At 55.3% G+C, this 23,918-nt stretch carries 21 protein-coding genes; 16 read left to right on the forward strand and 5 right to left on the reverse strand.

What is annotated here, in order from left to right; translation table 11 throughout:
- Positions 1-10: 10 nt before the first annotated feature.
- A complete protein-coding gene (gene pntA / locus AAIG26_RS03655) occupies positions 11-1,540 on the reverse strand; it encodes a Re/Si-specific NAD(P)(+) transhydrogenase subunit alpha (protein WP_045513440.1) in 1,530 nt (509 codons plus the stop codon).
- A gap of 502 nt (positions 1,541-2,042) precedes the next feature.
- Here pntA and ydgH point away from each other — a divergent pair.
- Both ydgH and AAIG26_RS03665 read left to right on the forward strand, forming a co-directional pair.
- Positions 2,043-2,987: a DUF1471 family protein YdgH gene (gene ydgH / locus AAIG26_RS03660; protein ID WP_016496249.1), complete on the forward strand. Its 945-nt coding sequence runs from the start codon at positions 2,043-2,045 to the stop codon at positions 2,985-2,987.
- Positions 2,988-3,179: 192 nt separating this feature from the next.
- Positions 3,180-4,562 (forward strand): amino acid permease, encoded by a 1,383-nt coding sequence (locus tag AAIG26_RS03665; RefSeq protein WP_343179680.1) that lies wholly within the window; start codon positions 3,180-3,182, stop codon positions 4,560-4,562.
- On the opposite strand, the gene AAIG26_RS03670 is transcribed toward AAIG26_RS03665, so the two are convergent.
- Positions 4,559-4,894: a GlpM family protein gene (locus AAIG26_RS03670; protein ID WP_016496251.1), complete on the reverse strand. Its 336-nt coding sequence runs from the start codon at positions 4,892-4,894 to the stop codon at positions 4,559-4,561. The genes AAIG26_RS03665 and AAIG26_RS03670 overlap by 4 nt on opposite strands.
- Before the next feature lie 128 nt (positions 4,895-5,022).
- On the opposite strand from AAIG26_RS03670, the gene rstA reads away from it, so the two are divergent.
- The 3 genes from rstA to tus all read left to right on the forward strand — a co-directional run bounded on the left by rstA (position 5,023) and on the right by tus (position 8,067).
- Positions 5,023-5,745 carry a two-component system response regulator RstA gene (gene rstA / locus AAIG26_RS03675; protein ID WP_269230885.1) on the forward strand — a complete coding sequence of 241 codons (723 nt, stop codon included), beginning with the start codon at positions 5,023-5,025 and terminating at the stop codon, positions 5,743-5,745.
- A 21-nt stretch (positions 5,746-5,766) separates the two neighbouring features.
- Positions 5,767-7,062: a two-component system sensor histidine kinase RstB gene (gene rstB, locus AAIG26_RS03680; protein ID WP_016496253.1), complete on the forward strand. Its 1,296-nt coding sequence runs from the start codon at positions 5,767-5,769 to the stop codon at positions 7,060-7,062.
- A 75-nt stretch (positions 7,063-7,137) separates the two neighbouring features.
- Complete coding sequence (tus, locus tag AAIG26_RS03685) at positions 7,138-8,067, forward strand: DNA replication terminus site-binding protein (RefSeq protein WP_343179681.1); 930 nt, start codon at positions 7,138-7,140, stop codon at positions 8,065-8,067.
- Here tus and fumC read toward each other — a convergent pair.
- Positions 8,064-9,464, reverse strand: a complete 1,401-nt coding sequence (fumC, locus tag AAIG26_RS03690; RefSeq protein WP_343179682.1) for a class II fumarate hydratase — start codon at positions 9,462-9,464, stop codon at positions 8,064-8,066. The genes tus and fumC overlap by 4 nt on opposite strands.
- A 134-nt stretch (positions 9,465-9,598) precedes the next feature.
- Positions 9,599-11,245 (reverse strand): class I fumarate hydratase FumA, encoded by a 1,647-nt coding sequence (gene fumA / locus AAIG26_RS03695; protein ID WP_017456630.1) that lies wholly within the window; start codon positions 11,243-11,245, stop codon positions 9,599-9,601.
- A gap of 197 nt (positions 11,246-11,442) precedes the next feature.
- Between fumA and manA the strand changes: the two genes are divergently transcribed.
- The 5 genes from manA (at position 11,443) to add (ending at position 18,321) form a co-directional block, all read left to right on the forward strand.
- On the forward strand, positions 11,443-12,615 hold the full coding sequence (gene manA / locus AAIG26_RS03700; protein ID WP_269230882.1) for a mannose-6-phosphate isomerase: 1,173 nt from the start codon (positions 11,443-11,445) through the stop codon (positions 12,613-12,615).
- Positions 12,616-12,719: 104 nt separating this feature from the next.
- Positions 12,720-14,249, forward strand: a complete 1,530-nt coding sequence (locus AAIG26_RS03705; protein ID WP_160270484.1) for a YdgA family protein — start codon at positions 12,720-12,722, stop codon at positions 14,247-14,249.
- 167 nt (positions 14,250-14,416) lie between these two features.
- Complete coding sequence (gene malX, locus AAIG26_RS03710) at positions 14,417-16,030, forward strand: maltose/glucose-specific PTS transporter subunit IIBC (protein ID WP_343179683.1); 1,614 nt, start codon at positions 14,417-14,419, stop codon at positions 16,028-16,030.
- A gap of 4 nt (positions 16,031-16,034) precedes the next feature.
- Positions 16,035-17,219, forward strand: a complete 1,185-nt coding sequence (locus AAIG26_RS03715) for a MalY/PatB family protein (protein WP_343179684.1) — start codon at positions 16,035-16,037, stop codon at positions 17,217-17,219.
- A 100-nt stretch (positions 17,220-17,319) separates the two neighbouring features.
- The gene (gene add, locus AAIG26_RS03720; RefSeq protein ID WP_343179685.1) at positions 17,320-18,321 is read left to right on the forward strand and encodes an adenosine deaminase; all 1,002 of its coding nucleotides are present in this window, start codon (positions 17,320-17,322) and stop codon (positions 18,319-18,321) included.
- A gap of 45 nt (positions 18,322-18,366) precedes the next feature.
- On the opposite strand, the gene AAIG26_RS03725 is transcribed toward add, so the two are convergent.
- The gene (locus AAIG26_RS03725) at positions 18,367-19,407 is read right to left on the reverse strand and encodes an oxidoreductase (protein ID WP_016496262.1); all 1,041 of its coding nucleotides are present in this window, start codon (positions 19,405-19,407) and stop codon (positions 18,367-18,369) included.
- 203 nt (positions 19,408-19,610) lie between these two features.
- Between AAIG26_RS03725 and blr the strand changes: the two genes are divergently transcribed.
- The 6 genes from blr to rsxC form a co-directional block, all read left to right on the forward strand.
- Positions 19,611-19,748 (forward strand): division septum protein Blr, encoded by a 138-nt coding sequence (blr, locus tag AAIG26_RS03730; protein ID WP_016496263.1) that lies wholly within the window; start codon positions 19,611-19,613, stop codon positions 19,746-19,748.
- Positions 19,749-19,993: 245 nt separating this feature from the next.
- On the forward strand, positions 19,994-20,209 hold the full coding sequence (gene ydgT / locus AAIG26_RS03735; RefSeq protein WP_016496264.1) for a transcription modulator YdgT: 216 nt from the start codon (positions 19,994-19,996) through the stop codon (positions 20,207-20,209).
- A gap of 86 nt (positions 20,210-20,295) precedes the next feature.
- Positions 20,296-20,736 (forward strand): DUF2569 domain-containing protein, encoded by a 441-nt coding sequence (locus AAIG26_RS03740; protein ID WP_016496265.1) that lies wholly within the window; start codon positions 20,296-20,298, stop codon positions 20,734-20,736.
- A gap of 77 nt (positions 20,737-20,813) precedes the next feature.
- Positions 20,814-21,395 (forward strand): electron transport complex subunit RsxA, encoded by a 582-nt coding sequence (rsxA, locus tag AAIG26_RS03745; protein ID WP_016496266.1) that lies wholly within the window; start codon positions 20,814-20,816, stop codon positions 21,393-21,395.
- Position 21,396: 1 nt separating this feature from the next.
- Positions 21,397-21,975, forward strand: a complete 579-nt coding sequence (rsxB, locus tag AAIG26_RS03750) for an electron transport complex subunit RsxB (RefSeq protein ID WP_016496267.1) — start codon at positions 21,397-21,399, stop codon at positions 21,973-21,975.
- Positions 21,968-23,918: electron transport complex subunit RsxC (rsxC, locus tag AAIG26_RS03755; RefSeq protein WP_343182131.1), on the forward strand; the 1,951-nt coding region annotated here is incomplete at its 3' end. The genes rsxB and rsxC, both read left to right, overlap by 8 nt.

The raw sequence follows: 23,918 nt of genomic DNA on the forward strand, positions 1-23,918 counted from the left end.
CTGTTACCCCTTAGTTCTTCCGGAACATTTTCAGCATGCGCTGAGTGACGGTGAAACCACCAAAAATATTAATGCTGGCAATCAGTACCGCAATAAAACTCAGGAAGCTGACCCAGCCGCCGTGACCAATCTGCAACAACGCGCCGACCACGATAATGCCGGAAATGGCGTTAGTGACCGACATCAGCGGCGTGTGCAGCGCATGCGAGACGTTCCACACCACGTAGTAACCGACCACGCAAGCCAGCGCGAAAACGGTAAAGTGGCCGAGGAACTCTTTCGGTGCAACATTGGCAAGCCAGCCAAACAGAATGATCGCCAGTGCCATAAAGGCATATTTTCGCCACGGCGAAACCGGTTTGGCCTCTTCTTTTGGTGCCGCAGTCGCTTTTGGCGCAGTCTGCGGCTGTGCAGAAACCTGAATCGGCGGCGCAGGCCAGGTAACTTCCCCGTCGCGAACCACGGTAACCCCGCGAACCACAACGTCATCGAAATCGACAACCACGTTGCCATCTTTTTCAACGCACAGCAGTTTCAGCAGGTTCACAAGGTTGGTGCCGTAAAGCTGGGAAGACTGCGTAGGCAGACGGCCTGGTAAATCGGTATAACCGATCACTTTCACGCCATTGGCGGTGGTGCTGACCTCGTTCGGTACCGTGTATTCGCAGTTACCGCCGTTTTGCGCAGCAAGATCCACAATAACGCTGCCTGGCTTCATGGAGTCAACCATTTCACGGGTGATCAGCTTCGGTGCCGGTTTCCCCGGGATAAGCGCCGTGGTGACAATGATGTCGACATCTTTCGCCTGGGCTGCGAAGAGTTCCATTTCTGCTTTGATAAAGGCTTCGGACATCACTTTCGCATAACCGTCGCCGCTGCCCGCTTCTTCCTGGAAATCCAGCTCCAGGAACTCGGCGCCCATACTCTGCACCTGCTCTTTGACTTCAGGGCGCGTATCGAACGCTCGCACAATGGCCCCAAGGCTGTTAGCCGCGCCAATCGCCGCCAGACCGGCAACGCCCGCGCCGATCACCATTACTTTCGCCGGCGGCACTTTGCCCGCCGCCGTGATCTGCCCGGTAAAGAAACGGCCGAATTCATGCGCCGCTTCAACAATCGCACGATATCCCGCAATGTTGGCCATTGAGCTCAGCGCATCCAGCGACTGGGCGCGGGAGATACGCGGCACGGAATCCATTGCCATCACGGTAATGTTACGCGCGGCCAGCTTCTCCATTAATGCCGGATTTTGCGCAGGCCAGATAAAACTCACCAGCGTCGTGCCCGGATTAAGCAGCGCGATCTCTTCGTCATCCGGCGCGTTAACTTTAAGGATAACGTCCGAGTGCCAGACGTTGCTCCCATCGACAATCGTCGCGCCGGCCTGGGCGAACGCATCGTCATCGAAACTTGCCAGCTTGCCCGCGCCGCTTTCAATCGCGACGGTAAAACCCAGCTTAAGCAGTTGCTCGACCGTTTTCGGCGTCGCAGCAACGCGGGTTTCATTGGCCAACCGTTCTTTAGGTACACCAATACGCATAGTTTTCCCTTCCATCGGTTTTAGATGATGGTTTGTCAGTGGTTCCGGCGCGGTTATTTACGCAACGCTGCGGAAAATAAAACAGTAACAAACTTTCTATAACCTACTGAAAATAACGCCTGTGATCCACAGCCGGAAAAGAGAAATTATGCATTTATCCGTGAAAATTACCTGTCGGAGGCCGCAGGCAAGGTTATTTGCCTTAAATTCACGCATACAGGCCGATATTCCGCTCAGACGAAGCGGCAAAACACGATTAATCTCCAGCGAAGATGCGCTTTTTAACAATGTATTAACTTAATAAAGTCATAACCTTTATCGGTTTTGCTGGTCAAGCGCCTGTTTTTTAAACATATCACTAAAGGTTATCGTTATTTCCCTTCCGGTAGCACAGTCAGTGAAAAATGACGCAGACAGTTGCGCTGTTTAAATGCAATAATCACCGACGTTTTCCCAACAACAACACCAGTTTATGGTTTGCGCAAGGCGAAGGATTATTTTTATGAAGCTTAAGTACACCCTCCTGGCGTCAGCACTTCTCTCGGCAATGGCATTTACCGCCAACGCAGCGACAGAGTTAACACCGGAGCAAGCGGCAGCGGTAAAACCTTACGATCGCATCGTGATCACCGGCCGTTTTAATGCCATTGGCGACGTCGTTAACGCAGCATCCAAACGCGCGGATAAAGAAGGTGCCGCATCATTTTACGTTGTTGATACCTCCGACGCGGGCAACAGCGGTAATCAGCGCGCCACGGTCGATTTATACAAGGCTGACGCAGCAAAAGCGGAGCGTCCTGCTTTCCGTGTTATTAACGGCGTGACCGAGTTACCTAAAGATCAAGCAATTGCGCTTCAGCCGTACGATACGGTGACCGTACAGGGTTTCTTCCGCACCCAGCCGGAAGTGAACGACGCAATTACTAAAGCCGCCAAAGAGAAAGGCGCAGCCTCTTTCTTTATTGTTCGCCAGGTAGATGCTAACCAGGGCGGCAACCAGATCGTCACGGCCTTCATCTATAAAGCCGACGCGAAAAAACGCGTTATCCAGAGCGCGGATGCTATCCCGCGTGACTCGGATGCTGGCCGCGCCGCGCTGGCTAAAGGCGGAGAAGAAGCCAAAAAAGTTGAGATCCCAGGCGTCGCCAGCGATGCGACAGCGGGCGTGGGTGTAGGTCGTTTCTTCGAAACTCAGTCGTCTTCCGGCGGTCGTTACAGTGTCACGCTGCCTGACGGAACAAAAATTGAAGAGGTGAATAAAATCACCGCCGCGCAGATGGTGCCTTTCGACAGCATCAAGTTCACCGGCAACTATGGCAACATGACGGAGATCTCTTACCAGGTCGCCAAACGTGCCGCGCAGAAAGGTGCTAAGTACTATCACATCACCCGCCAGTGGTCAGAAAGTGGTAACAACATGACCATCAGCGCCGATCTGTATAAATAACCTGCATTTATGAATCAGGCGGCTACGGCCGCCTTTTTTATTTTTTTACCCTTTTTCGTAAAATTGTCGTCCCACCTCATTGCATGGTCCGTCGACTCTCCGTAAAATCCCGCGCCTTAGTGATATCCACCATATTTATGCGCCACGGCAAAATAATTATTCTGGATTAGTTGCTTTTTTGACAGGATAACCATGGAAAAGAAACTTGGCCTTAGCGCATTAACTGCGCTGGTTTTAAGCTCAATGCTGGGCGCTGGTGTTTTCAGCCTGCCACAAAATATGGCGGAAGTTGCCAGCCCGGCGGCGCTGATCATTGGCTGGATGATCACCGGGGCGGGGATTTTATTGCTCGCTTTTGCCATGCTGATCCTGACCCGTATTCGCCCGGATCTGGATGGCGGCATATTCACGTACGCCCGTGAAGGTTTTGGTGAGCTGATTGGCTTTTGTTCGGCCTGGGGCTACTGGCTGTGCGCGGTTATCGCCAACGTCTCTTATCTGGTTATCGTCTTTTCCGCCCTGAGTTTCTTTACCGACACGCCATCGTTGCGCCTGTTTGGCGATGGCAACACCTGGCAGTCGATTGTTGGCGCATCCGCACTATTGTGGATTGTGCATGCGCTGGTTCTGCGCGGCGTACAAACCGCGGCGAGTATCAATCTGGCAGCGACGCTGGCGAAACTGGTGCCGCTCGGGCTGTTTATTGTGCTGGCGGCGCTGGCCTTTAACCTCGACAAATTCCGCCTTGATTTCAGCGGCATCGCGCTGGGCGTTCCGGTATGGGAACAGGTGAAAAACACCATGCTGATCACCCTGTGGGTATTTATTGGGGTCGAAGGCGCGGTTGTGGTTTCTGCCCGGGCGCGCAATAAGCACGATGTTGGCCGCGCCACACTGCTCGCCGTGCTGGCTGCGCTGACCGTCTACCTGCTGGTTACCCTGCTTTCGCTCGGCGTCGTCCCGCGCCCGGAACTGGCGGAAATGCGTAATCCGTCAATGGCCGGTCTGATGGTGAAACTGCTGGGAAGCTGGGGAGAAGTCATTATCGCGGCAGGTTTGATTGTCTCCGTCTGCGGCGCGTACCTGAGCTGGACGATTATGGCGGCGGAAGTGCCGTTGCTGGCCGCAACGCATAAAGCGTTTCCGAAGATCTTCGCACGGCAGAATAAAAACAATGCGCCTGCTGCCTCGTTGTGGCTGACCAATATCAGCGTGCAGGTTTGCCTGGTGCTGATTTGGCTCACCGGTTCAGATTACAACACGCTGCTGACCATCGCGTCAGAGATGATTCTGGTGCCCTATTTCCTTGTCGGCGCATTCCTGTGGAAGATCGCGCAGCGTCCTTTGCACCAGGCGGTGGCGATTGGCGCTTGCCTGTATGGCTTGTGGCTGCTGTACGCATCCGGTCCGATGCATTTATTGCTGTCGGTGGTGCTCTACGCACCGGGACTGCTGGTGTTTATGTACGCCCGTCGCACACATGAGATGACGGAAATGCTCAAACAACATGAAAAAGCGCTGATTGGTGCCTTGTTAATCGCCGCCGTTCCCGCCACCTGGATGCTGATGCGCTAGTGCAGGCGGCTCCAGCAATAAATTAACAGCCAGGCGCTGAGGCTCCAGCAAATAACCGCACAGCCCAGCGCCGGCCAGACCCGCATCAAACCGGTGAAATACCAGAGCGACAGTAAATAGATAAAATAGGGAATAATCGCCCACATGCCGAACACGATCGTGGTGCGCAGCGCCTCAACGCCACGCTCGGTGGCGACAATATAGTGCGCAATCAGCGCGAAAGTCGGAAATAACGGGATTAACCCGGCGATATAGTAATTTTTTGTTTTGGCCAGCAGACCAATCAACACCACCACCAGCGCCCCGATAGCCGCTTTAATCACCAACCCCATGATTTTCCCTTTATCACTGCAACAACAACGACCTACAGCATAACGGAAGCCTCTTCGTTTAGAAAAGATTAATGGCAGCTTATAGCAAGGCGGTGTATGTTGACGTTTTTGAACAATCGCGATGGCTTATGAATAAGATCGTTTTTGTGGAAGATGACCCGGAAGTGGGCGCACTGATTGCCGCTTATCTGGGCAAACACGATATGGACGTCATTGTCGAACCCCGTGGCGATCGCGCCGAAGAGGTGATCGCCCGCGAAAAACCCGAACTGGTGCTGCTGGATATCATGCTGCCCGGGAAAGATGGCATGACCTTGTGCCGCGACCTGCGTAACCAGTGGAGCGGCCCGATTGTGCTGCTCACCTCGCTGGACAGTGATATGAACCATATTCTTTCACTGGAGATGGGCGCTAACGATTACATTCTGAAAACCACGCCGCCCGCCGTCTTGCTGGCGCGTCTGCGTTTGCATTTGCGCCAGCGCAGTAGTGTGAATACCGTCGCCGAACCCGCCACGCCATCACTGAAACAGCATAAGACAATCAGCTTCGGCACCTTGTCTATCGATCCGGTTAACCGTCAGGTGTTGCTGGCCGGGCAACAAGTTGCCCTCTCCACCGCCGATTTCGAATTGCTGTGGGAATTAGCGACCCATGCCGGGCAGATTATGGACCGCGATGCGCTGCTGAAAAACTTACGTGGTGTAAGCTACGATGGCATGGATCGCAGCGTTGATGTGGCGATTTCCCGTCTGCGTAAAAAATTGCTCGATAGCGCAACAGAACCCTACCGTATTAAAACCGTGCGCAACAAAGGCTATCTGTTTGCCCCGCATGCGTGGGACAACTAAAACGCAAAACCAGGTGTCGCTATGAAAAAGCTGTTCGTCCAGTTTTACCTTTTGCTGTTCGTCTGCTTTCTGGTCATGACGATGCTGGTGGGTCTGGTTTATAAATTCACCGCCGAGCGCGCTGGCCGCCAGTCCCTTGACGACCTGATGAAAAGCTCGCTGTACCTGATGCGTAGCGAGCTGCGCGAGATCCCGCCCAATCAATGGGCCAGAACCCTGAAGGAGCTGGATCTCAATCTGTCGTTTAATCTGCGCATTGAGCCAATGAGCAAATACACGCTGGAACCACGTCCGGCGCAACGGCTGCGCGAAGGCGATATCGTGGCGCTTGATTCGGAATACACCTTTATCCAGCGTATTCCCCGCAGCCATTATGTTTTGGCGGTCGGTCCGGTGCCGTATCTCTTTTTCCTGCATGAAACGCGGCTGCTGGATATGGGATTGATGGCGTTAATTGCTATCTCTCTCGCCTTCCCGGTATTTATCTGGATGCGCCCGCACTGGCAGGAGATGTTGCGGCTTGAATCGGCAGCACAACGCTTCGGCGAGGGGCATTTAGAGGAGCGCATTCATTTTGACAGTGCCTCGAGTTTTGAGCGGCTCGGCATCGCCTTTAACCAGATGGCGGACAATATCAATGCGCTGATTGCCAGTAAAAAGCACCTTATAGACGGCATAGCCCACGAACTGCGCACGCCGCTGGTCAGGCTGCGTTACCGGTTGGAGATGAGCGAAAACCTCAGCGAAACCGAGCATGCGGCGTTAAATCGCGATATCGGGCAACTGGAAGCGCTGATTGAAGAGTTGCTGACTTACGCCCGTCTCGATCGCCCGCAGACCGAACTGAAACTCACCTCCCCGGATCTACCGGCGTGGTTCAGCAGTTACCTTGACGATGCGCGCAGCATGAACCCGCAGCACACCTTTTTGCTGGCAACAACGCCGGGTGAAGATTATGGCGCGCTGGATATGCGTCTGATGGAGCGCGTTCTGGATAATCTGGTGAATAACGCCCTGCGTTACAGCCAGCAAACGATAAAAGTCACCTTACAACGCGAAGGTTCACAAGCCTGCATGATCGTTGAAGATGATGGCCCCGGTATTGCGCCCGAAGAGCGCGAACGCGTGTTTGAGCCCTTTGTTCGCCTCGATCCCAGCCGCGACCGCGCGACCGGCGGCTGCGGGTTAGGGCTGGCGATTGTGCATTCCATCGCGCAGGCTTTCGGCGGCGAAGTCAGTTGCGCGCAGAGCGAACTGGGCGGCGCGAAATTTTCTTTCCACTGGCCAATTTACCACCACATTGTTTTGCCCTCCTGACCATTAACCGTACAGTGGCCTGCTCCCGGCGACTGTGCTATAAATATAAGTATGTTGTAACTAATGGAGTGCAAAATGGCTGCCTTAGATTTGATCGAACGCCTCAACACCACCTTCCGGCAGCTGGAACAGGAACTGGCTGCGCTAAAAACCGAGTTAGCAGAGTGCCGGTTAATGGCTGCGCGCGTATTTAGTCTGCCGGATATCCCCAAAGGCGCGGAACACAACCCGCTTACCGCGATCCATGTCGAACAACATCTTGGTCAGCAGGCGGCAGCGCTTGCCCTCAATCATTTCACCCATTTATTTATTCAGCAGCAGTCGGAAAACCGCAGCAGCAAAGCCGCTGTGCGGCTGCCGGGCGTTATCTGCTACCAGGCAAATGAGGCCACGCTTAGCGCGCTGGCTGAACGCATCAGTACCGTGAACGCGCTGAAATTAACCTTTGAACGGATAGTCACTCAGGAATCGGGGCTGGCTCCTGCGGCCCGGTTTGAATGGGTTCACCGCCATCTGCCGGGGCTTATCACTTTAAATGCTTACCGGACACTGACGGCCATTCGCGCACCGGCAACCATCCGTTTGGGCTGGGCGAATAAGCACATTATTAAAAACCTCACCCGCGATGAGGTACTGGCGCAACTGGAAAAAAGCCTGAAATCCCCGCGCGCCGTCTCTGCATGGACGCGAGAAGAGTGGCTGGGACGTATTGAGCAGGAGTACAACGATATCGCCGCCCTGCCAAAACAGGCGCGGCTGAAAATCAAACGTCCGGTGAAAGTGCAGCCCATTGCCCGCGTCTGGTATGCCGGTTCACAAAAGCAGGTGCAATATGCCTGTCCGACACCGCTTATCACGCTGATTTCAGAAGAGAATGGTGGAACCGTTCCGGATATTGGCGAGCTGCTGGATTACAACGCGGAAACTATTCAACACCGCTATAAACCGCAGGCGCAGCCGCTGACGCTGATCATCCCGCGGCTGCACCTGTATCTGGCGGGTTAAGCCTGTTTCAAACTGCCAACCATTGATTCCGGACGCACCCAGCTGTCAAACTCGGCTTCCGTCAGGTAGCCGAGCGCCAGCGCAGAAGCTTTCAGCGTCAGCCCCTCTTTATGCGCTTTTTTGGCAATTTCCGCCGCCTTGTCGTAGCCGATATGGGTATTCAGTGCGGTCACCAGCATCAAAGACTCATTGAGCAGTTGATCAATACGCTCGCGGTTGGGTTCAATCCCCACGGCGCAATGCTCGTTAAAGCTCTCCATGCCGTCCGCCAGCAGACGCACCGATTGCAGGAAATTATGGATAACCATCGGGCGGAAAACGTTCAGCTCAAAGTTGCCGGATGCGCCACCAATATTTACCGCCACATCATTGCCCAGCACCTGGCAGCATAGCATGGTCATCGCTTCGCACTGTGTGGGGTTAACTTTACCCGGCATGATCGAGCTACCCGGTTCGTTTTCCGGGATGGCGATTTCGCCGATACCACACCGCGGGCCAGAGGCGAGCCAGCGCACATCGTTAGCGATTTTCATTAACGAAGAGGCCAGCCCTTTCAGCGCGCCATGCGCATGCACCAGTGCATCGCAGGTCGCCAGCGCTTCAAATTTGTTGGGCGCGGTAATAAAGGGTTGCCCGGTAAAGCTGGCCAGCTCTTGCGCCACGCGCACGGCGTATTCAGGGTGCGTATTCAGCCCGGTGCCCACGGCGGTGCCGCCAAGCGCCAGTTCGCTCAGATGCGGCAAGCTTTGTTCGATATGTTTAAGGTTATGCTCAAGCATCGCCACCCAGCCGGAGATCTCCTGGCCCAGCGTCAGCGGCGTCGCGTCCTGCAAATGCGTACGGCCGATTTTGACAATACCGGCAAACGCGGTGGCTTTCTCATTAAGCGTATTTTTCAGCACCTGTAGCTGCGGGATCAGTTGCTCACGCACGCCAATCACCGCCGCGACATGCATCGCTGTCGGGAAAACATCATTGGAACTCTGGCTTTTATTCACGTCGTCATTGGGATGGATCTTGCGTTCCATGCCGCGTACGCCGCCGAGGATTTCGCTGCCGCGGTTGGCCAGCACCTCGTTCATGTTCATGTTGCTCTGCGTACCGGACCCGGTCTGCCAGATAGCGAGCGGAAACTCATCGGGATGTTGCCCGGCCAGCACTTCATCCGCTGCCGCGATGATCGCGCGCGCTTTCTCTTCGGGCAGTAACCCCAAATCCTGATTAACTTTCGCCGCCGCGCGTTTGGTCAGCGCCAGTGCGTGGATCAGTGAGACCGGCATTTTTTCCGTTGAAATACGAAAATGCTCGAGCGATCGCTGGGTTTGCGCTCCCCACAGTTTGTCTGCCGGGACGTCGATTGCGCCCATTGAATCTTTCTCACTGCGATGCGTTGCCATGACTCTCTCCTTGGTTACAAAGTGATATTGGGTTGCGACATTGCTCACCTGCAAACAAGTAAAAGTATTGATGCTTTTTATAATGTTGTTTACTGCTTTGTGCTTAAAAAAACCGCCCCGAAGGGCGGTCAATACTATTTAACGCAGCGGGCACACTGCCCGGATTGAATTTGCTGGAAGAAGTCGTTGCCTTTGTCATCCACAAGGATAAACGCCGGGAAATCCTCCACTTCAATTTTCCAGATAGCTTCCATACCGAGTTCCGGATAAGCCACACACTCAAGGCTTTTGATACTGTTCTGCGCAAGGATCGCCGCCGGCCCGCCAATGCTGCCGAGGTAGAAACCGCCATGCTTGTGACAGGCATCGGTCACCTGCTGGCTGCGGTTACCTTTCGCCAGCATGATCATGCTACCGCCCTGTGACTGCAGTTGATCGACATAAGAGTCCATACGCCCGGCGGTAGTCGGCCCCAGCGAACCGGAGGCATAGCCTTCCGGCGTTTTTGCCGGGCCTGCGTAGTAAATCGGGTGATCTTTAATGTACTGCGGCAGATGTTCGCCGCTGTCCATCAGCTCTTTGAGTTTCGCGTGGGCGATATCGCGCGCAACGATAATCGTGCCGGTAAGCGACAAGCGCGTAGAGACCGGGTACTGCGAAAGCTGTTCGAGGATCGCTTTCATCGGGCGGTTAAGATCCACTTTCACGGCTTCGCCTTCACCGGCCTCGCGCAGCGCTTCCGGAATGTATTTGCCCGGATTCTGCTCTAAACGCTCCAGCCAGATGCCATCGCGGTTGATTTTACCTTTGATATTGCGATCGGCTGAACAGGATACGCCCATGCCAACCGGGCAAGACGCACCGTGGCGCGGCAGGCGGATCACGCGAATATCATGCGCAAAATATTTGCCGCCGAACTGTGCGCCAAGACCGAGGTTCTGCGCTTCCACCAGCAGTTCTTGCTCCAGTTGCACGTCGCGGAACGCCTGTCCGTGCTCGTTACCTTCAGTTGGCAGCGCGTCATAATATTTGGTGGAGGCAAGTTTGACCGTTTTCAGCGTCGCTTCCGCCGACGTACCGCCAATCACAAACGCGACATGATACGGCGGGCAGGCCGCTGTGCCGAGGGTGCGCATCTTCTCGACGAGGTAGTTTTTCAGCTTCGCCGGGGTGATCAGTGCCTTGGTTTCCTGAAACAGGTAGGTTTTATTCGCCGAACCGCCGCCTTTTGCGATGCAGAGGAATTTATACTCGTCGCCATCAACGCTGTAGAGATCAATCTGCGCCGGCAGGTTGGTACCGGTATTCACCTCTTTGTACATATCCAGCGGGGCGTTTTGCGAATAGCGCAGGTTCTCTTCGGTGTAGGTGTTGTAAACACCGCGTGCCAGCGCCGCTTCATCTCCACCACCGGTCCAGACGCGCTGTCCTTTTTTACCCATGATGATCGCCGTGCCGGTATCCTGGCAGGTCGGCAGAATGCCTTTCGCGGCAATGTCCGAGTTGCGCAGGAATTGCAGGGCGACATATTTGTCGTTTTCGCTGGCTTCGGGATCGGCAAGGATATCGGCGACCTGCTGCTGGTGCGCCGGGCGCAGTAAAAATGAGGCGTCGTGGAAAGCGTGTTGCGCCAGCAGGGTCAGCGCTTGCGGATCCACTTTCAGGATCTGCTGCCCTTCAAACTCAGCCACAGAAACATAGTCGCGGCTTAGCAGGTAGTATTCGGTGTCATCCTTTCCGAGCGGGAAAGGATCCTGATAATAAAAGGGTTTGTTCGACATTGTTCTCTCACTTACGGCTGATCTGGTTATTGTTCAGGCAGTCAATCCATCTGCCTGTGTTAAAGCGAGTCGCCATATCCTACACAATTTTTTAACAAAAACTGAGACTAGTACGACTTTTTACCCTCACAGGTTACTTCCGTCGGCTTTGTTGCTTTAATAACGCCATAATTTCATTAATGAGAAAGGGCTTGATAATGCAAAAACTCATCAACTCCGTGCAGAACTATGCCTGGGGAAGTAAAACGGCATTAACGGATCTCTACGGCATCGCCAATCCTGACAATCTGCCGATGGCGGAACTGTGGATGGGTGCGCACCCGAAGAGCAGCTCAAAGGTGCAGGATGCCAGCGGCCAGACCCGTGCGCTGCGTGAGGTGATTGATCAGGACAAAACCCGTTTGCTGGGCAGCGCCGTCGCTAACCGTTTTGGCGAATTACCGTTCCTGTTTAAAGTGCTGTGCGCCGACCAGCCGCTGTCGATTCAGGTGCATCCCAACAAGAAAAACTCCGAAACAGGCTTTGCCAAAGAGAACGCCGCAGGCATTCCGCTGGACGCCGCAGAACGTAACTACAAAGATCCAAATCACAAGCCGGAACTGGTGTTTGCCCTGACGCCGTTCCTTGCGATGAACGCCTTTCGCGAGTTTTCCGACATTGTTTCCCTGCTGCAACCGGTGGCGGGCGCGCACCCGGCGATCGCCCATTTCCTGCAAGCGCCGGGCGCAGAGCGCCTGAGCGAGCTGTTTGCCGCACTGCTCAATATGCAAGGCGAGGAGAAATCCCGCGCGCTGGCGGTGCTGAAATCAGCGCTCGGCAATCACTCCGGCGAACCGTGGCAGACCATTCGCCTGATTAGCGAGTTCTACCCGGATGACAGCGGCCTCTTCTCTCCGCTGCTGCTGAATGTGGTGAAACTGAACCCAGGCGAAGCAATGTTTCTGTTTGCCGAAACGCCGCATGCCTATCTGCAGGGCGTGGCGCTGGAAGTGATGGCGAACTCTGACAACGTATTGCGCGCCGGACTGACGCCGAAATATATCGACATTCCGGAACTGGTGGCGAACGTAAAATTCACGCCAAAACCGGCGAATGAGCTGCTGACGCAACCGACACAGCACGGTGCGGAGCTGGATTTCCCTATCCCGGTAGACGACTTTGCCTTCTCGCTGCACGATCTCAGCACCAGCGAAACCCAGCTGGCGCAGCAGAGCGCGGCCATTGTCTTCTGCGTCGAAGGCGAGGCGGTGCTCAGCAAAGCGAGCCAGCAATTAGTGCTCAAGGCAGGTGAATCAGCGTTTATCGCCGCCGACGAATCACCTGTTGGCGTAAGCGGCACCGGTCGCGTAGCGCGAGTGTTTAATAAGTGAGAGTAAGTTACTGAACTTTTTAGCAAGGATTGCTAAGCTTGAAGGCACATCACTCGACATCCAGGCGGCGTTAACCGCCTGGTTTCTTTTTAGGGATAAATACTATGAAAAAAACGTGGGTTGCCGCGGGGATTATCGTCGCGCTCGGTATCGTCTGGACGGGCGGAGCCTGGTACACCGGCAAACAACTTGAAGGTCGTCTGGCGGAGATGGTCAGCCAGGCGAACGCACAAATTAAGCGCAACGCGCCGGAGGCCAATATTGAGATCTCTGCGCAGGATTACCAGCGCGGCCTCTTTTCCAGCCAGTTAACGTTAAACATTAAACCGCTCGCCGGCAGCACCAATACCTGGCTGAAGCCGGGGCAAGCCATTGTTCTGCACGAGACGGTCGATCATGGACCCTTCCCGCTGGCGCAGCTTAAAACCTTTAGCCTGACGCCTGCGATGGCTTCCGTGCATACGCAACTGGTCAATAACGAAGTGACAAAAGGGCTGTTTGATATCGCCAAAGGCCAGGCGCCCTTCTCCGCCGACACCCGCATTGGCTACAGCGGCGATACCCGCACGGATGTCGTGCTGAGCCCGCTGAATTCAGAAAAAGATGGCGACAAAGTTGCCTTCAGCGGCGGTCATTTCCGCTTCAGCGCAGACAGCAAAGGTAACGCGTTGTCGCTGAGCGGCGAAGCCGAAAGCGGCCTGGTGGATACGGTAAATGAATATGGGCAGAAAGTGCAGCTGTCGTTCAATAACCTGAAAACCGACGGCTCCAGCGAAATGTCCAGCTTTGATGAGCGTACCGGCAACCAGAAGATGAGCCTCGATAAGCTCGCGATCTCTATTGAAAATAAAGAGATGGCGCTGCTCGAAGGCATGAACTTAACCGCCAAATCGGACGTTGCGGACGACAAAAAGAGCCTTAACAGCCAACTGGATTACTCCCTGAACAGCCTGAAGGTGCAGGGTCAGGATCTCGGCAGCGGAAAACTGACGCTGAAAGTGGGCCAGATTGACGGCAAAGCCTGGCATCAGGCCAGCGAGCAGTACGACGCGCAAATCCGTGCCTTAATGGCGCAACCGGATATCGCGCAGAACCCGGAGCTCTACCAGCAGAAAGCCACTGAAGCGTTCCTCAGTATTGTTCCGCTGTTGCTGAAAGGCGAGCCGGTATTGACCATTGCGCCGCTAAGCTGGAAGAACGCCAAAGGCGAAGCGTCGTTTAATATGTCCCTGTTCCTGAAAGATCCGTCAACCGCAACCGGCACGCCGCAAACGCTGGCCGATCAAGTTGACCGCACGGTGAAATCCCTCGACAGCAAGCTGACGATCCCGCTGGATATGGCCACCGAAATGATGACTCAGGTGGCGAAACTTGAAGGTTATCAGCAAGAGGACGCGGCGAAACTGGCAAGCCAGCAGGTGAAAGGCCTTGCGGCGATGGGCCAGATGTTCCGCATCACCACCGTGGAAAACAACAGCATCCTCACCAGCCTGCAATATGCTAACGGCCAGGTGACGCTGAATGGCGAAAAAATGCCGCTCGAGCAGTTTGTCGGGATGTTTGGTATGCCAGGGCTGCAGCCTGCCCAGCCGGACGACGCGACACCGCCCGTTCCGGCGGTACCGCAGCAGTAATTTTCCAGCCCCTTTCGAGGGGCTTTTTATTTTCTTTTGGGCCACCTTGCCGGAATCCGAAAACGGCAACCCCGTTACCGGCTCGCGCTTTTTGCGCGACAAAACCTGATAAAACCGTCTGCGCTCTGCGCATCCGCCAGAGCATTCTTTTTTCGTGAGGAGAGGTTATGGCGGGGAAAACCGCGCAAAAAGCGAACCTGTGGGCATTTTTCCAGCAGCTCGGTAAAACCTTTATGCTGCCCGTCGCGCTGCTGTCGTTTTGCGGCATCATGCTCGGCATTGGCAGCTCGCTGAGCAGCCGCGATGTGATAACACTGCTGCCGGTGTTGGGCCATCCGCTGCTGCAGGCCATTTTTATCTGGATGAACAAAATTGGCTCATTCGCGTTCAGTTTCCTGCCCGTGATGTTCTGCATCGCTATTCCGCTTGGACTGGCACGTGAAGATAAAGGCGTGGCGGCTTTTTCCGGTTTTGTCGGCTATGCAGTGATGAACCTGGCGGTGAATTTCTGGCTTACCGCGCAGGGCATATTGCCCACTACCGATGCATCACTGCTCAAAGCACATAACGTGCAGAATGTGCTCGGCATCCAGTCCATTGATACCGGGATCCTCGGCGCGGTGATTGCCGGGATTATTATCTGGCGTCTACATGAACGCTTTCACATCCTGCGCCTGCCGGACGCGCTGGCCTTTTTCGGCGGGACGCGCTCGGTGCCGATTGTCACCAGCGTCGTGATGGGCGTTGTAGGGCTTGCGATCCCGCTGGTCTGGCCGTGGTTTGCCATGGCGATTAGCGGCCTGGGGCACATTATCGATCGCGCCGGAGATTTCGGGCCGATGATTTTCGGCACTGGCGAACGCCTGCTGCTGCCCTTTGGTCTGCAACATATTCTGGTGGCGTTGATCCGTTTTACGGAAGCCGGTGGAACGATGGAGGTCTGTGGACACAGCGTCAGCGGTGCATTGACCATTTTCCAGGCGCAGCTTAACTGCCCGCAAACGCACGGTTTCGCCGAAAGCGCGACCCGTTTTCTCTCGCAAGGCAAGATGCCCGCGTTCCTGGGCGGCTTACCCGGCGCGGCGCTGGCGATGTACCACTGCGCGCGGCCCGAAAACCGCCATAAAATAAAAGGGTTGATGATTTCCGGCGTGATTGCCTGCGTGGTGGGCGGCACTACCGAACCGATCGAATTCCTGTTCCTGTTTGTCGCCCCGGTGCTCTATTTAATTCATGCCGTGCTCACCGGCCTGGGCTTTACCGTGATGGCCGTGCTCGGCGTGACGATCGGCAACACGGATGGCAATGTGATTGATTTCATTGTCTTCGGCGTGCTGCACGGCATGGCGACGAAGTGGTATCTGGTGCCGCTGGTGGCCGCCATCTGGTTCGTCGTTTACTACGCCTTATTCCGTTTCGCGATCACCCATTTTGACCTGAAAACACCGGGGCGCGACAACACTGTAGCGGAAAGCACAACCTCTGCAACGCAGGGCGTGACGGGCAAATCCGGTTATGACGTCCCTGCCCTGCTTACTGCGCTTGGCGGGGCGGATAACGTCGCAACGCTGGATAACTGCATTACCCGCTTGCGCCTGTCGGTCAAGGAGATGGATAACGTCAATGTTGACGCCCTCAAGGCCAACCGCGCGATTGGCGTTATCAAAGTGAATGAACATGATTTGCAGGTGGTGATTGGGCCGCAGGTGCAGTCAGTAAAAGATGAAATGGCGCAGCTTATCAATGCGCAACGGTTTGGCACCCCGGTGGAGTCGGAATAATAAAATGACCACGGATATCTTCGATTTCTCCACTCCGGTTGACCGCCGCGGCACCTGGTGTACGCAGTGGGATTATGTCGCCGATCGCTTTGGGCGCGCGGATTTGCTTCCTTTCACCATTTCCGATATGGATTTTGCCACCGCGCCGTGCGTGATTAACGCGTTACAACAGCGGCTTACGCATGGCGTACTGGGTTACAGCCGCTGGAAAAACGAGGCGTTTCTGGGGGCTATTTCGCACTGGATGACCAGCCGCTTTAATACGCAGATCGATGCTGACAGCATTGTTTATGGTCCGTCGGTTATCTGGATGATTGTCGAAATGATCCGCCAGTGGTCACGGCCGGGCGATGGCATCGTGGTTCATACCCCGGCGTACGACGCGTTTTATAAAGCCATTCAGGGGAATCAGCGGCAGTTGCTGGCCGTGCCGCTACAACACAACAATGCAGGCTGGTTTTGCGATATGGCGCAGCTCGACGCCACGCTGGCAAGGCCGGAGAGTAAAATCCTGCTACTGTGCAGCCCGCAAAACCCGACAGGCAAAGTATGGACTCGCCATGAACTGGAAACCATGGCGGCGCTGTGTGAACGCCATAACGTGAAAGTGGTAAGCGATGAAATTCATATGGATATGGTCTGGAGCAGCCAACCGCACACCCCCTGGTGCGCTGTCGCTCGCGGGCCGTGGGCGCTGTTTAGTTCGGCATCGAAAAGCTTTAACATTCCCGCACTGACCGGCGCGTGGGGGCTTATTGATGATGCGTCGTCGCGCAATGGCTGGCTGGAGGCGCTGAAAAACAGCAACGGCCTCTCCTCGCCGGCGGTGCTGTCGGTCGTCGCCCATATCGCCGCTTACCGCGACGGCGCGCCGTGGCTGGATGCGCTTCGTGCTTACCTGCGCGCCAATCTGGTTTATCTGGCAGAGCGCCTGAATAACGCCTTCCCTGTGCTGAACTGGCAAGTACCGGAATCCACCTATCTGGCATGGATAGATTTGCGCCCGTTAGGGATTGATGATTCCGCACTGCAAAAAGCGCTGATCGAGGAGCAAAAGGTGGCCATCATGCGCGGCGATACTTACGGTGCGGAAGGACGCGGGTTTGTGCGCCTGAATGTCGGTTGCCCACGGGTGAAACTTGAGCAAGGTGTGAAGGGATTAATCGCGGCATTAGCGTCGCTTCATTAAGCCAGATTTGCGCAACCCGCCCTTCGGGTTGCGCAAGATAGCTTTTTACCGCCTTTTGTCTCTATAATGGCGAGCACTTTCTTAAAATAAGAGTGCGACCATGATTGATCCCAACCTGCCGTTAACTGATATTCATCGCCATCTCGACGGAAACATCCGTGCACAAACCATTCTGGATCTTGGCCGCCAGTACAATCTGCCCCTGCCTGCACAAACCCTTGAAGCACTGCGTCCGCACGTTCAGGTCACCTCTAATGAACCGGATTTGGTCAGCTTCCTTGCGAAACTCGACTGGGGTGTCAAAGTGCTGGCGTCACTGGATGCCTGTCGCCGCGTCGCTTACGAAAACATGCAGGACGCGGCGCTGAACGGGTTGCACTACGTTGAACTGCGCTTTTCGCCAGGTTATATGGCGATGACCCACAACCTGCCGGTCGCGGGCGTTGTCGAAGCGGTGATTGCCGGCGTGCGCGAAGGGAGCCGTGATTTCAATGTGCAGGTGCGCTTAATCGGCATTATGAGCCGTACCTTCGGCGAGGCCGCGTGTTTGCAGGAACTCGACGCGCTGCTGGCTCACCGCGACGGCATTACCGCGCTGGATCTGGCCGGTGATGAGCTGGGTTTCCCTGGTAGTCTTTTCCTTTCGCATTTTAACCGTGCGCGCGATGCGGGCTGGCAGATTACTGTTCATGCGGGTGAAGCCGCCGGTCCGGAAAGCATCTGGCAGGCGATTCGTGAACTCGGCGCCGTACGAATTGGCCACGGCGTGAAGGCGATCGAAGATGCCGCGCTGATGGATTTTCTCGCCGAACAATGCATCGGTATTGAATCCTGTCTGACGTCGAATATTCAGACCAGTACCGTGCCCTCCCTCGCCCGCCATCCGCTGAAAACCTTCCTTGAGCATGGCATTCTGGCGAGCATCAATACCGACGACCCGGCCGTGCAAGGTGTCGAAATTGGTCATGAATACCAGGTTGCGGCCCCGGCCGCCGGGCTGAGTCGCGAACAGATTCGCCAGGCGCAGATTAACGGGCTGGAGATGGCTTTTCTCAGCGCGGCGGAAAAACAAGCGCTGCGCAATAGGGTTGCGAAGGCGTAAGAAGAAAGAAGAAAACCGCTCACGACAATGCGTGAGCGGTGATTTTCAGGTCAGACTCAGCGTGGAACGATGTTTTGCAGATTCAATGCCCAGCTCTATCAGCTCCATTATCTGGATCGCCTGGCTGGCCGGAACCGGGTTTTCCCCCACGCCGTTAAGCGCGTCGCGAATGGCCGCGTAATAAGCCGGGTAGTTGCCCGGTAGCGTCAGCCAGTTCTCTTCCTTACGCTCTTCGCCGTCAACGCGGGTTAATACGCCGTCGCGCATGTCATAACCCCAGTCGGCCTGCGGCAACCGCGCACCACTTTTCAGGCACTCCTCCTGCGGATCCAGACCATATTTCACGTAACTGCCGCGCGAACCATGCACGATATAGCGGGCCGATTCTGCGGCCGCCAGCATAGTGCCATGCAGCACAACGCGCCGCTGCGGGTAGGCAAGCACCGCGTGAAAATAGTCTGTGGATTGCGCGCCAGGGCGTAACTGCGCCAGATCCACCGTCATCGATACCGGTAAGCCGAAAAGGTTAACCGCCTGATCGAGCAAATGCGGCGCCAAATCATACCAGATGCCGCTGCCTGGCCCGCCTTGCTCGCGCCAGCGGTTACGTACCTGCGGGCGGAAACGGTCAAAATGCGACTCGAAATAGGCGACTTCGCCCAGCGCACCGTCGGCCAACAAGGCTTTCAGCGTCAGAAAGTCACTGTCCCAGCGGCGGTTATGGAACACCGACAACACACGCCCGAGGCTGCGCGCCAGCGCGTCGAGCTCACGTGCTTGTGACAGTGTCACCGTAAAGGGTTTATCCACCACCACATGTTTGCCCGCTTCCAGCGCCGCTTTGGCCAGCGGGAAATGGGTATCGTTCGGCGTGGGGATGACAATCAGGTCAATCGAGGGATCGTTAAACAGATGCTTCGGCTCAGAGACAACCGGCACGGCTGGCCAATCCGCTTTTACTTTCGCTTCGTCGCTGCTGGAAATCGCGGCCAGTTCCATTCCCGCCGTTCCGGCAATCAACGGCGCATGAAATGTTTTGCTGGCGTAGCCATAACCTATTAATCCGACACGGATATTATCGCTCATAGAGGGGTCTCTCCTTATTGGAACGTCTATTTCACACCATCTGCCAGGTGGCGACAACCGCTTCAGCAACCCATTAGCGAAACGAATGAATTTACCGCGCTCAGCCCTGGTTTCTGCCTAAAAAATCTGCTTAAATCTGCAACCGGGCGTCGGTTTTTATCGACAGCCGCAGACAAAAGTAAACATCAGGGAGTAGTAAAAGTATGGCCGGAATTTTCAATCGGATTATTGAATTAATGGGCTGGGTGGTGCTCGGCGTATCGACCATTCTTTTGGTTTTTGCCAGCCATATCGATAATTATCAGCCCCCTGAACAGAGCGTCGCGGCACAAAAGAAATAATTGCCGCCGTAAAACGCGCAAAGTGCAATTAAGCGTCATATGCTTATTGCCAGCCATGACGAAGGGCGTTAATCTTCACAGCCGGGCGCTGTTCTGGTGCCTGGTTTCACCTGAAAAGAAAACTCTTAATTTAGTGGCAGACCATTCCTGTGCTATTTACGCCCGGGTAATAATGTTTATTATTCGTACAAAATTAGCCCGCGTATATTTTCTGCCTCTTTCTTATTATATGGACACCCCTCGACATGACCGTTCAGGACTATTTATTAAAATTCCGCAAAATCAGTTCGCTTGAAAGTCTGGAAAAATTGTTTGATCACCTTAACTACACGCTGACCGACAGCGGTGAAATTATCAACATGTACCGCGCAGCCGATCATCGCCGGGCTGAACTGGTTTCTGGCGGCCGCCTGTTTGACATTGGGTGCGTTCCGCGCTCGGTATGGCGCTACGTGCAGTAACGCCGCTGGCATTCGTTGTGTAATGCTTTATACTCCTCGCCCGGCGAAACCATTCAGAGCATTAATGCCTTAACAGAGGAATACGCATGACAACGACTCCCGCAGAAAGAATCGGAGGCTGGTTACTCGGCCCTCTGGCCTGGTTGCTGGTCACGTTATTAAGCACCTCGTTGGCATTATTGCTGTATGCCACTGCCTTAATGACACCCCAGTCGGTAACGGCGCTGGGCGCACAACCGCTGAAACAAACCATACTGTGGTTCGTCTCTTTCGCCTTCGCGATCGCCATCTGGTATTACACTTTCTGGCTGGTTATCGCCTTTTTTAAACGCCGCCGCAGCGTGCCGAAGCACTATATTATCTGGCTTTTGGTCTGCGTATTGCTCTCCGTGAAAGCCTTTGCCTTCGCTCCTGTCACCGATGAACTGGCGCTGCGTCAGTTACTCTTTCCGCTGCTTGCCGCCGCGTTGATGGTGCCCTATTTCAAGCGCTCAAGCCGCGTGAAAAGGACCTTTGTTAATCCGTAATAACCTTACAGTTATCCTGTTGTCGCCCGGTGCTGTTTGACCGATAATAGGCGGCTTTTTTTATTTCAGGCCACATAATGACAGACTATCTGCTGCTATTTATCGGAACGGTACTGGTCAACAACTTCGTGCTGGTGAAGTTTCTTGGCTTGTGTCCGTTTATGGGCGTTTCCAAAAAACTGGAAAGCGCAATGGGCATGGGGCTGGCGACCACCTTCGTGATGACGATGGCGTCTATCTGTGCCTGGCTCATCGATACATGGGTGCTGATCCCGCTGGATTTAGTCTATCTGCGCACGCTGGCGTTTATCCTGATTATCGCCGTGGTGGTGCAGTTCACCGAAATGGTGGTGCGCAAAACCAGCCCGGCGCTCTATCGCCTGCTGGGTATCTTCCTGCCGCTTATCACTACTAACTGCGCGGTGCTCGGCGTGGCCCTGCTCAATATCAACCTTGGGCACAACTTCATGCAGTCGGCGTTGTATGGCTTCGCCGCCGCCGTAGGGTTCTCACTGGTGATGGTGTTGTTCGCCGCGATTCGCGAACGTCTTGCCGTTGCCGATGTGCCCGCCCCCTTTCGCGGCAATGCGATTGCGTTAATCACTGCGGGCTTAATGTCTCTGGCCTTTATGGGCTTTAGTGGTCTGGTGAAACTGTAATATGAGTGCGATTTCCATAGCCGTTGCCGCACTGAGCGTGCTGGGGCTGCTGTTTGGCGTCATTCTGGGTTATGCCTCCCGCCGTTTTGCGGTTGAGGATGATCCGGTTGTTGAACGCGTTGATGAATTATTGCCGCAAAGCCAGTGCGGGCAGTGCGGCTACCCAGGCTGCCGCCCTTACGCTGAGGCGGTTGGTCTGCAGGGTGAAAAAATTAACCGCTGCGCCCCCGGCGGCGAAGCGGTGATGCTGAAAATCGCCGCGCTATTGAATGTCGATCCGCAACCCATTGATGGCGATGCCGCAGCGCTTGAGCCTGTACGCATGCTAGCGGTTATTGATGAAAACAATTGCATTGGCTGCACTAAGTGCATTCAGGCTTGTCCGGTAGACGCCATTCTCGGCGCAACGCGCGCCATGCATACGGTGATGAGCGATCTGTGCACCGGCTGTAATCTTTGTGTGGATCCGTGCCCGACGCAGTGCATTGAACTGCGTCCTGTGGAAACGACCACCCATAGCTGGAAATGGGATTTGCAGTCCATTCCGGTGCGTAATATTCCTGTGGAACACCATGCTTAAGTTATTTTCCGCTTTCCGAAAAGAGAAACTGTGGGATTTTCACGGCGGCATTCATCCGCCTGAAATGAAAACCCAATCAAACGGTACGCCGCTGCGCCAAATGCCGCTGGCGAGCCGCTTTGTGCTCCCGTTAAAGCAGCATATTGGTGCCGAAGGCGAACTGTGTGTACGCGTCGGTGACAAGGTGTTGCGCGGCCAGCCGTTGACGTGCGGCCGTGGCCGTATGTTACCTGTTCATGCGCCGACGTCCGGCACCGTGGTCGCGATTGCGCCCCACTCCACCGCACACCCCTCTGCGCTGCCGGAGATGAGCATCATTATTGAAGCGGATGGCGAAGATCGCTGGATTGAGCGCGACGGCTGGGCAGATTATCGTTCGCATAGCCATGACGAGCTGATCGAGCGCATCCACCAGTTTGGCGTAGCCGGCCTTGGTGGCGCAGGCTTCCCGACCGGAGCAAAATTGCAAGGCGGCGGCGATAAAATCGAAACATTGATTATTAACGCTGCGGAATGCGAGCCCTACATCACCGCTGATGACCGCTTAATGCAGGATTGCGCAGCGCAGATTATGGAAGGTGTGCGGATTCTGGCGTACATCCTTAGACCGCGTCAGGTACTTATCGGTATTGAGGATAATAAACCGCAGGCGATCTCCATGATGCGTGCGGTGCTGGCGGGCAGCCACGATATTCAGTTGAAAGTCATCCCAACGAAATACCCATCCGGTGGTGCCAAACAGCTTACGCAGATCCTCACCGGCAAGCAGGTGCCGCACGGCGGGCGTTCGTCGGATATCGGTATTCTGATGCAAAACGTGGGTACCGCCTATGCGGTTAAACGCGCAGTGATCGACGGCGAACCCTTAACGGAGCGCGTTGTTACGGTGACCGGCGAAGCGGTTAGCCGACCGGGCAATGTCTGGGCGCGCCTGGGAACACCGGTGCGCCATCTGCTCGATTTCGCCGGTTTCTGCCCTTCCGCTGAGCAACTGGTGATTATGGGCGGCCCGCTGATGGGCTTTACGCTGCCGTGGCTGGATGTACCGGTAGTAAAAATTACCAACTGCCTGTTAGCACCTTCCGCCAGCGAGATGGGCGAGCCGCAGGAAGAAAAAGGCTGCATTCGCTGCAGCGCCTGCGCCGACGCCTGCCCGGCCGATTTGCTGCCGCAGCAACTCTACTGGTTCAGCAAAGGCCAGCAGCACGACAAAGCGACGGCGCATAACCTTTCCGATTGCATCGAATGTGGTGCCTGCGCGTGGGTGTGCCCAAGTAATATTCCGCTGGTGCAATATTTCCGCCAGGAGAAGGCGGAGATTTACGCCATCGCCGAGGAAGAAAAACGCAACGCCGAAGCTAAAGCGCGCTTTGAAGCGCGCCAGGCACGTCTTGAGCGCGAAAAAATCGCCCGTCAACAGCGTCATAAACAGGCTGCGGTTCAGCCTGCGGCTAAAGATCAGCAGGCGATTGATGCCGCGCTGGCGCGCGTGCGCGAAAAACAGACGACCGCTGCCCAGCCAGTTGTCATTCAGGCCGGTGCCATGCCTGATAACAGCGAAGTGATTGCCGCGCGCGAAGCACGCAAAGCGCAGGCACGCGCCCGCCAGGCAGAAAAAGCGCAGCAGGTGGAAAACAGTGCCGCCACCGGCGAAACAGCCGATCCGCGCAAAGCCGCCGTTGAAGCGGCGATTGCCCGCGCCAAAGCGCGTAAGCTCGCGCAGAGCCAGTCCGCAGAATCGACCGCGAACGCTGAGCAACCACAGGTGGACGCCGGACAGTCACCGGCTGAATCTGCACCGGTTGATCCACGCAAAGCCGCCGTTGAAGCGGCGATTGCCCGTGCCAAAGCGCGCAAGCTCGCGCAGAGCCAGTCCGCAGAATCGACCGCAAACGCTGAGCAACCTCAGGCGGACGCCGGACAGTCACCGGCTGGATCTGCAC

Source organism: Kosakonia sp. PSU_27, assembly GCF_039409795.1.
GTDB lineage: Bacteria > Pseudomonadota > Gammaproteobacteria > Enterobacterales > Enterobacteriaceae > Kosakonia.

What these genes read in the sequence shown, in the direction of transcription:
- pntA (WP_045513440.1), bottom strand. Translation starts at nt 1,540, where the DNA reads ATGCGTATTGGTGTACCTAAAGAACGGTTGGCCAATGAAACCCGCGTT.
- ydgH (WP_016496249.1), top strand. Translation starts at nt 2,043, where the DNA reads ATGAAGCTTAAGTACACCCTCCTGGCGTCAGCACTTCTCTCGGCAATG.
- AAIG26_RS03665 (WP_343179680.1), top strand. Translation starts at nt 3,180, where the DNA reads ATGGAAAAGAAACTTGGCCTTAGCGCATTAACTGCGCTGGTTTTAAGC.
- AAIG26_RS03670 (WP_016496251.1), bottom strand. Translation starts at nt 4,894, where the DNA reads ATGGGGTTGGTGATTAAAGCGGCTATCGGGGCGCTGGTGGTGGTGTTG.
- rstA (WP_269230885.1), top strand. Translation starts at nt 5,023, where the DNA reads ATGAATAAGATCGTTTTTGTGGAAGATGACCCGGAAGTGGGCGCACTG.
- rstB (WP_016496253.1), top strand. Translation starts at nt 5,767, where the DNA reads ATGAAAAAGCTGTTCGTCCAGTTTTACCTTTTGCTGTTCGTCTGCTTT.
- tus (WP_343179681.1), top strand. Translation starts at nt 7,138, where the DNA reads ATGGCTGCCTTAGATTTGATCGAACGCCTCAACACCACCTTCCGGCAG.
- fumC (WP_343179682.1), bottom strand. Translation starts at nt 9,464, where the DNA reads ATGGCAACGCATCGCAGTGAGAAAGATTCAATGGGCGCAATCGACGTC.
- fumA (WP_017456630.1), bottom strand. Translation starts at nt 11,245, where the DNA reads ATGTCGAACAAACCCTTTTATTATCAGGATCCTTTCCCGCTCGGAAAG.
- manA (WP_269230882.1), top strand. Translation starts at nt 11,443, where the DNA reads ATGCAAAAACTCATCAACTCCGTGCAGAACTATGCCTGGGGAAGTAAA.
- AAIG26_RS03705 (WP_160270484.1), top strand. Translation starts at nt 12,720, where the DNA reads ATGAAAAAAACGTGGGTTGCCGCGGGGATTATCGTCGCGCTCGGTATC.
- malX (WP_343179683.1), top strand. Translation starts at nt 14,417, where the DNA reads ATGGCGGGGAAAACCGCGCAAAAAGCGAACCTGTGGGCATTTTTCCAG.
- AAIG26_RS03715 (WP_343179684.1), top strand. Translation starts at nt 16,035, where the DNA reads ATGACCACGGATATCTTCGATTTCTCCACTCCGGTTGACCGCCGCGGC.
- add (WP_343179685.1), top strand. Translation starts at nt 17,320, where the DNA reads ATGATTGATCCCAACCTGCCGTTAACTGATATTCATCGCCATCTCGAC.
- AAIG26_RS03725 (WP_016496262.1), bottom strand. Translation starts at nt 19,407, where the DNA reads ATGAGCGATAATATCCGTGTCGGATTAATAGGTTATGGCTACGCCAGC.
- blr (WP_016496263.1), top strand. Translation starts at nt 19,611, where the DNA reads ATGGCCGGAATTTTCAATCGGATTATTGAATTAATGGGCTGGGTGGTG.
- ydgT (WP_016496264.1), top strand. Translation starts at nt 19,994, where the DNA reads ATGACCGTTCAGGACTATTTATTAAAATTCCGCAAAATCAGTTCGCTT.
- AAIG26_RS03740 (WP_016496265.1), top strand. Translation starts at nt 20,296, where the DNA reads ATGACAACGACTCCCGCAGAAAGAATCGGAGGCTGGTTACTCGGCCCT.
- rsxA (WP_016496266.1), top strand. Translation starts at nt 20,814, where the DNA reads ATGACAGACTATCTGCTGCTATTTATCGGAACGGTACTGGTCAACAAC.
- rsxB (WP_016496267.1), top strand. Translation starts at nt 21,397, where the DNA reads ATGAGTGCGATTTCCATAGCCGTTGCCGCACTGAGCGTGCTGGGGCTG.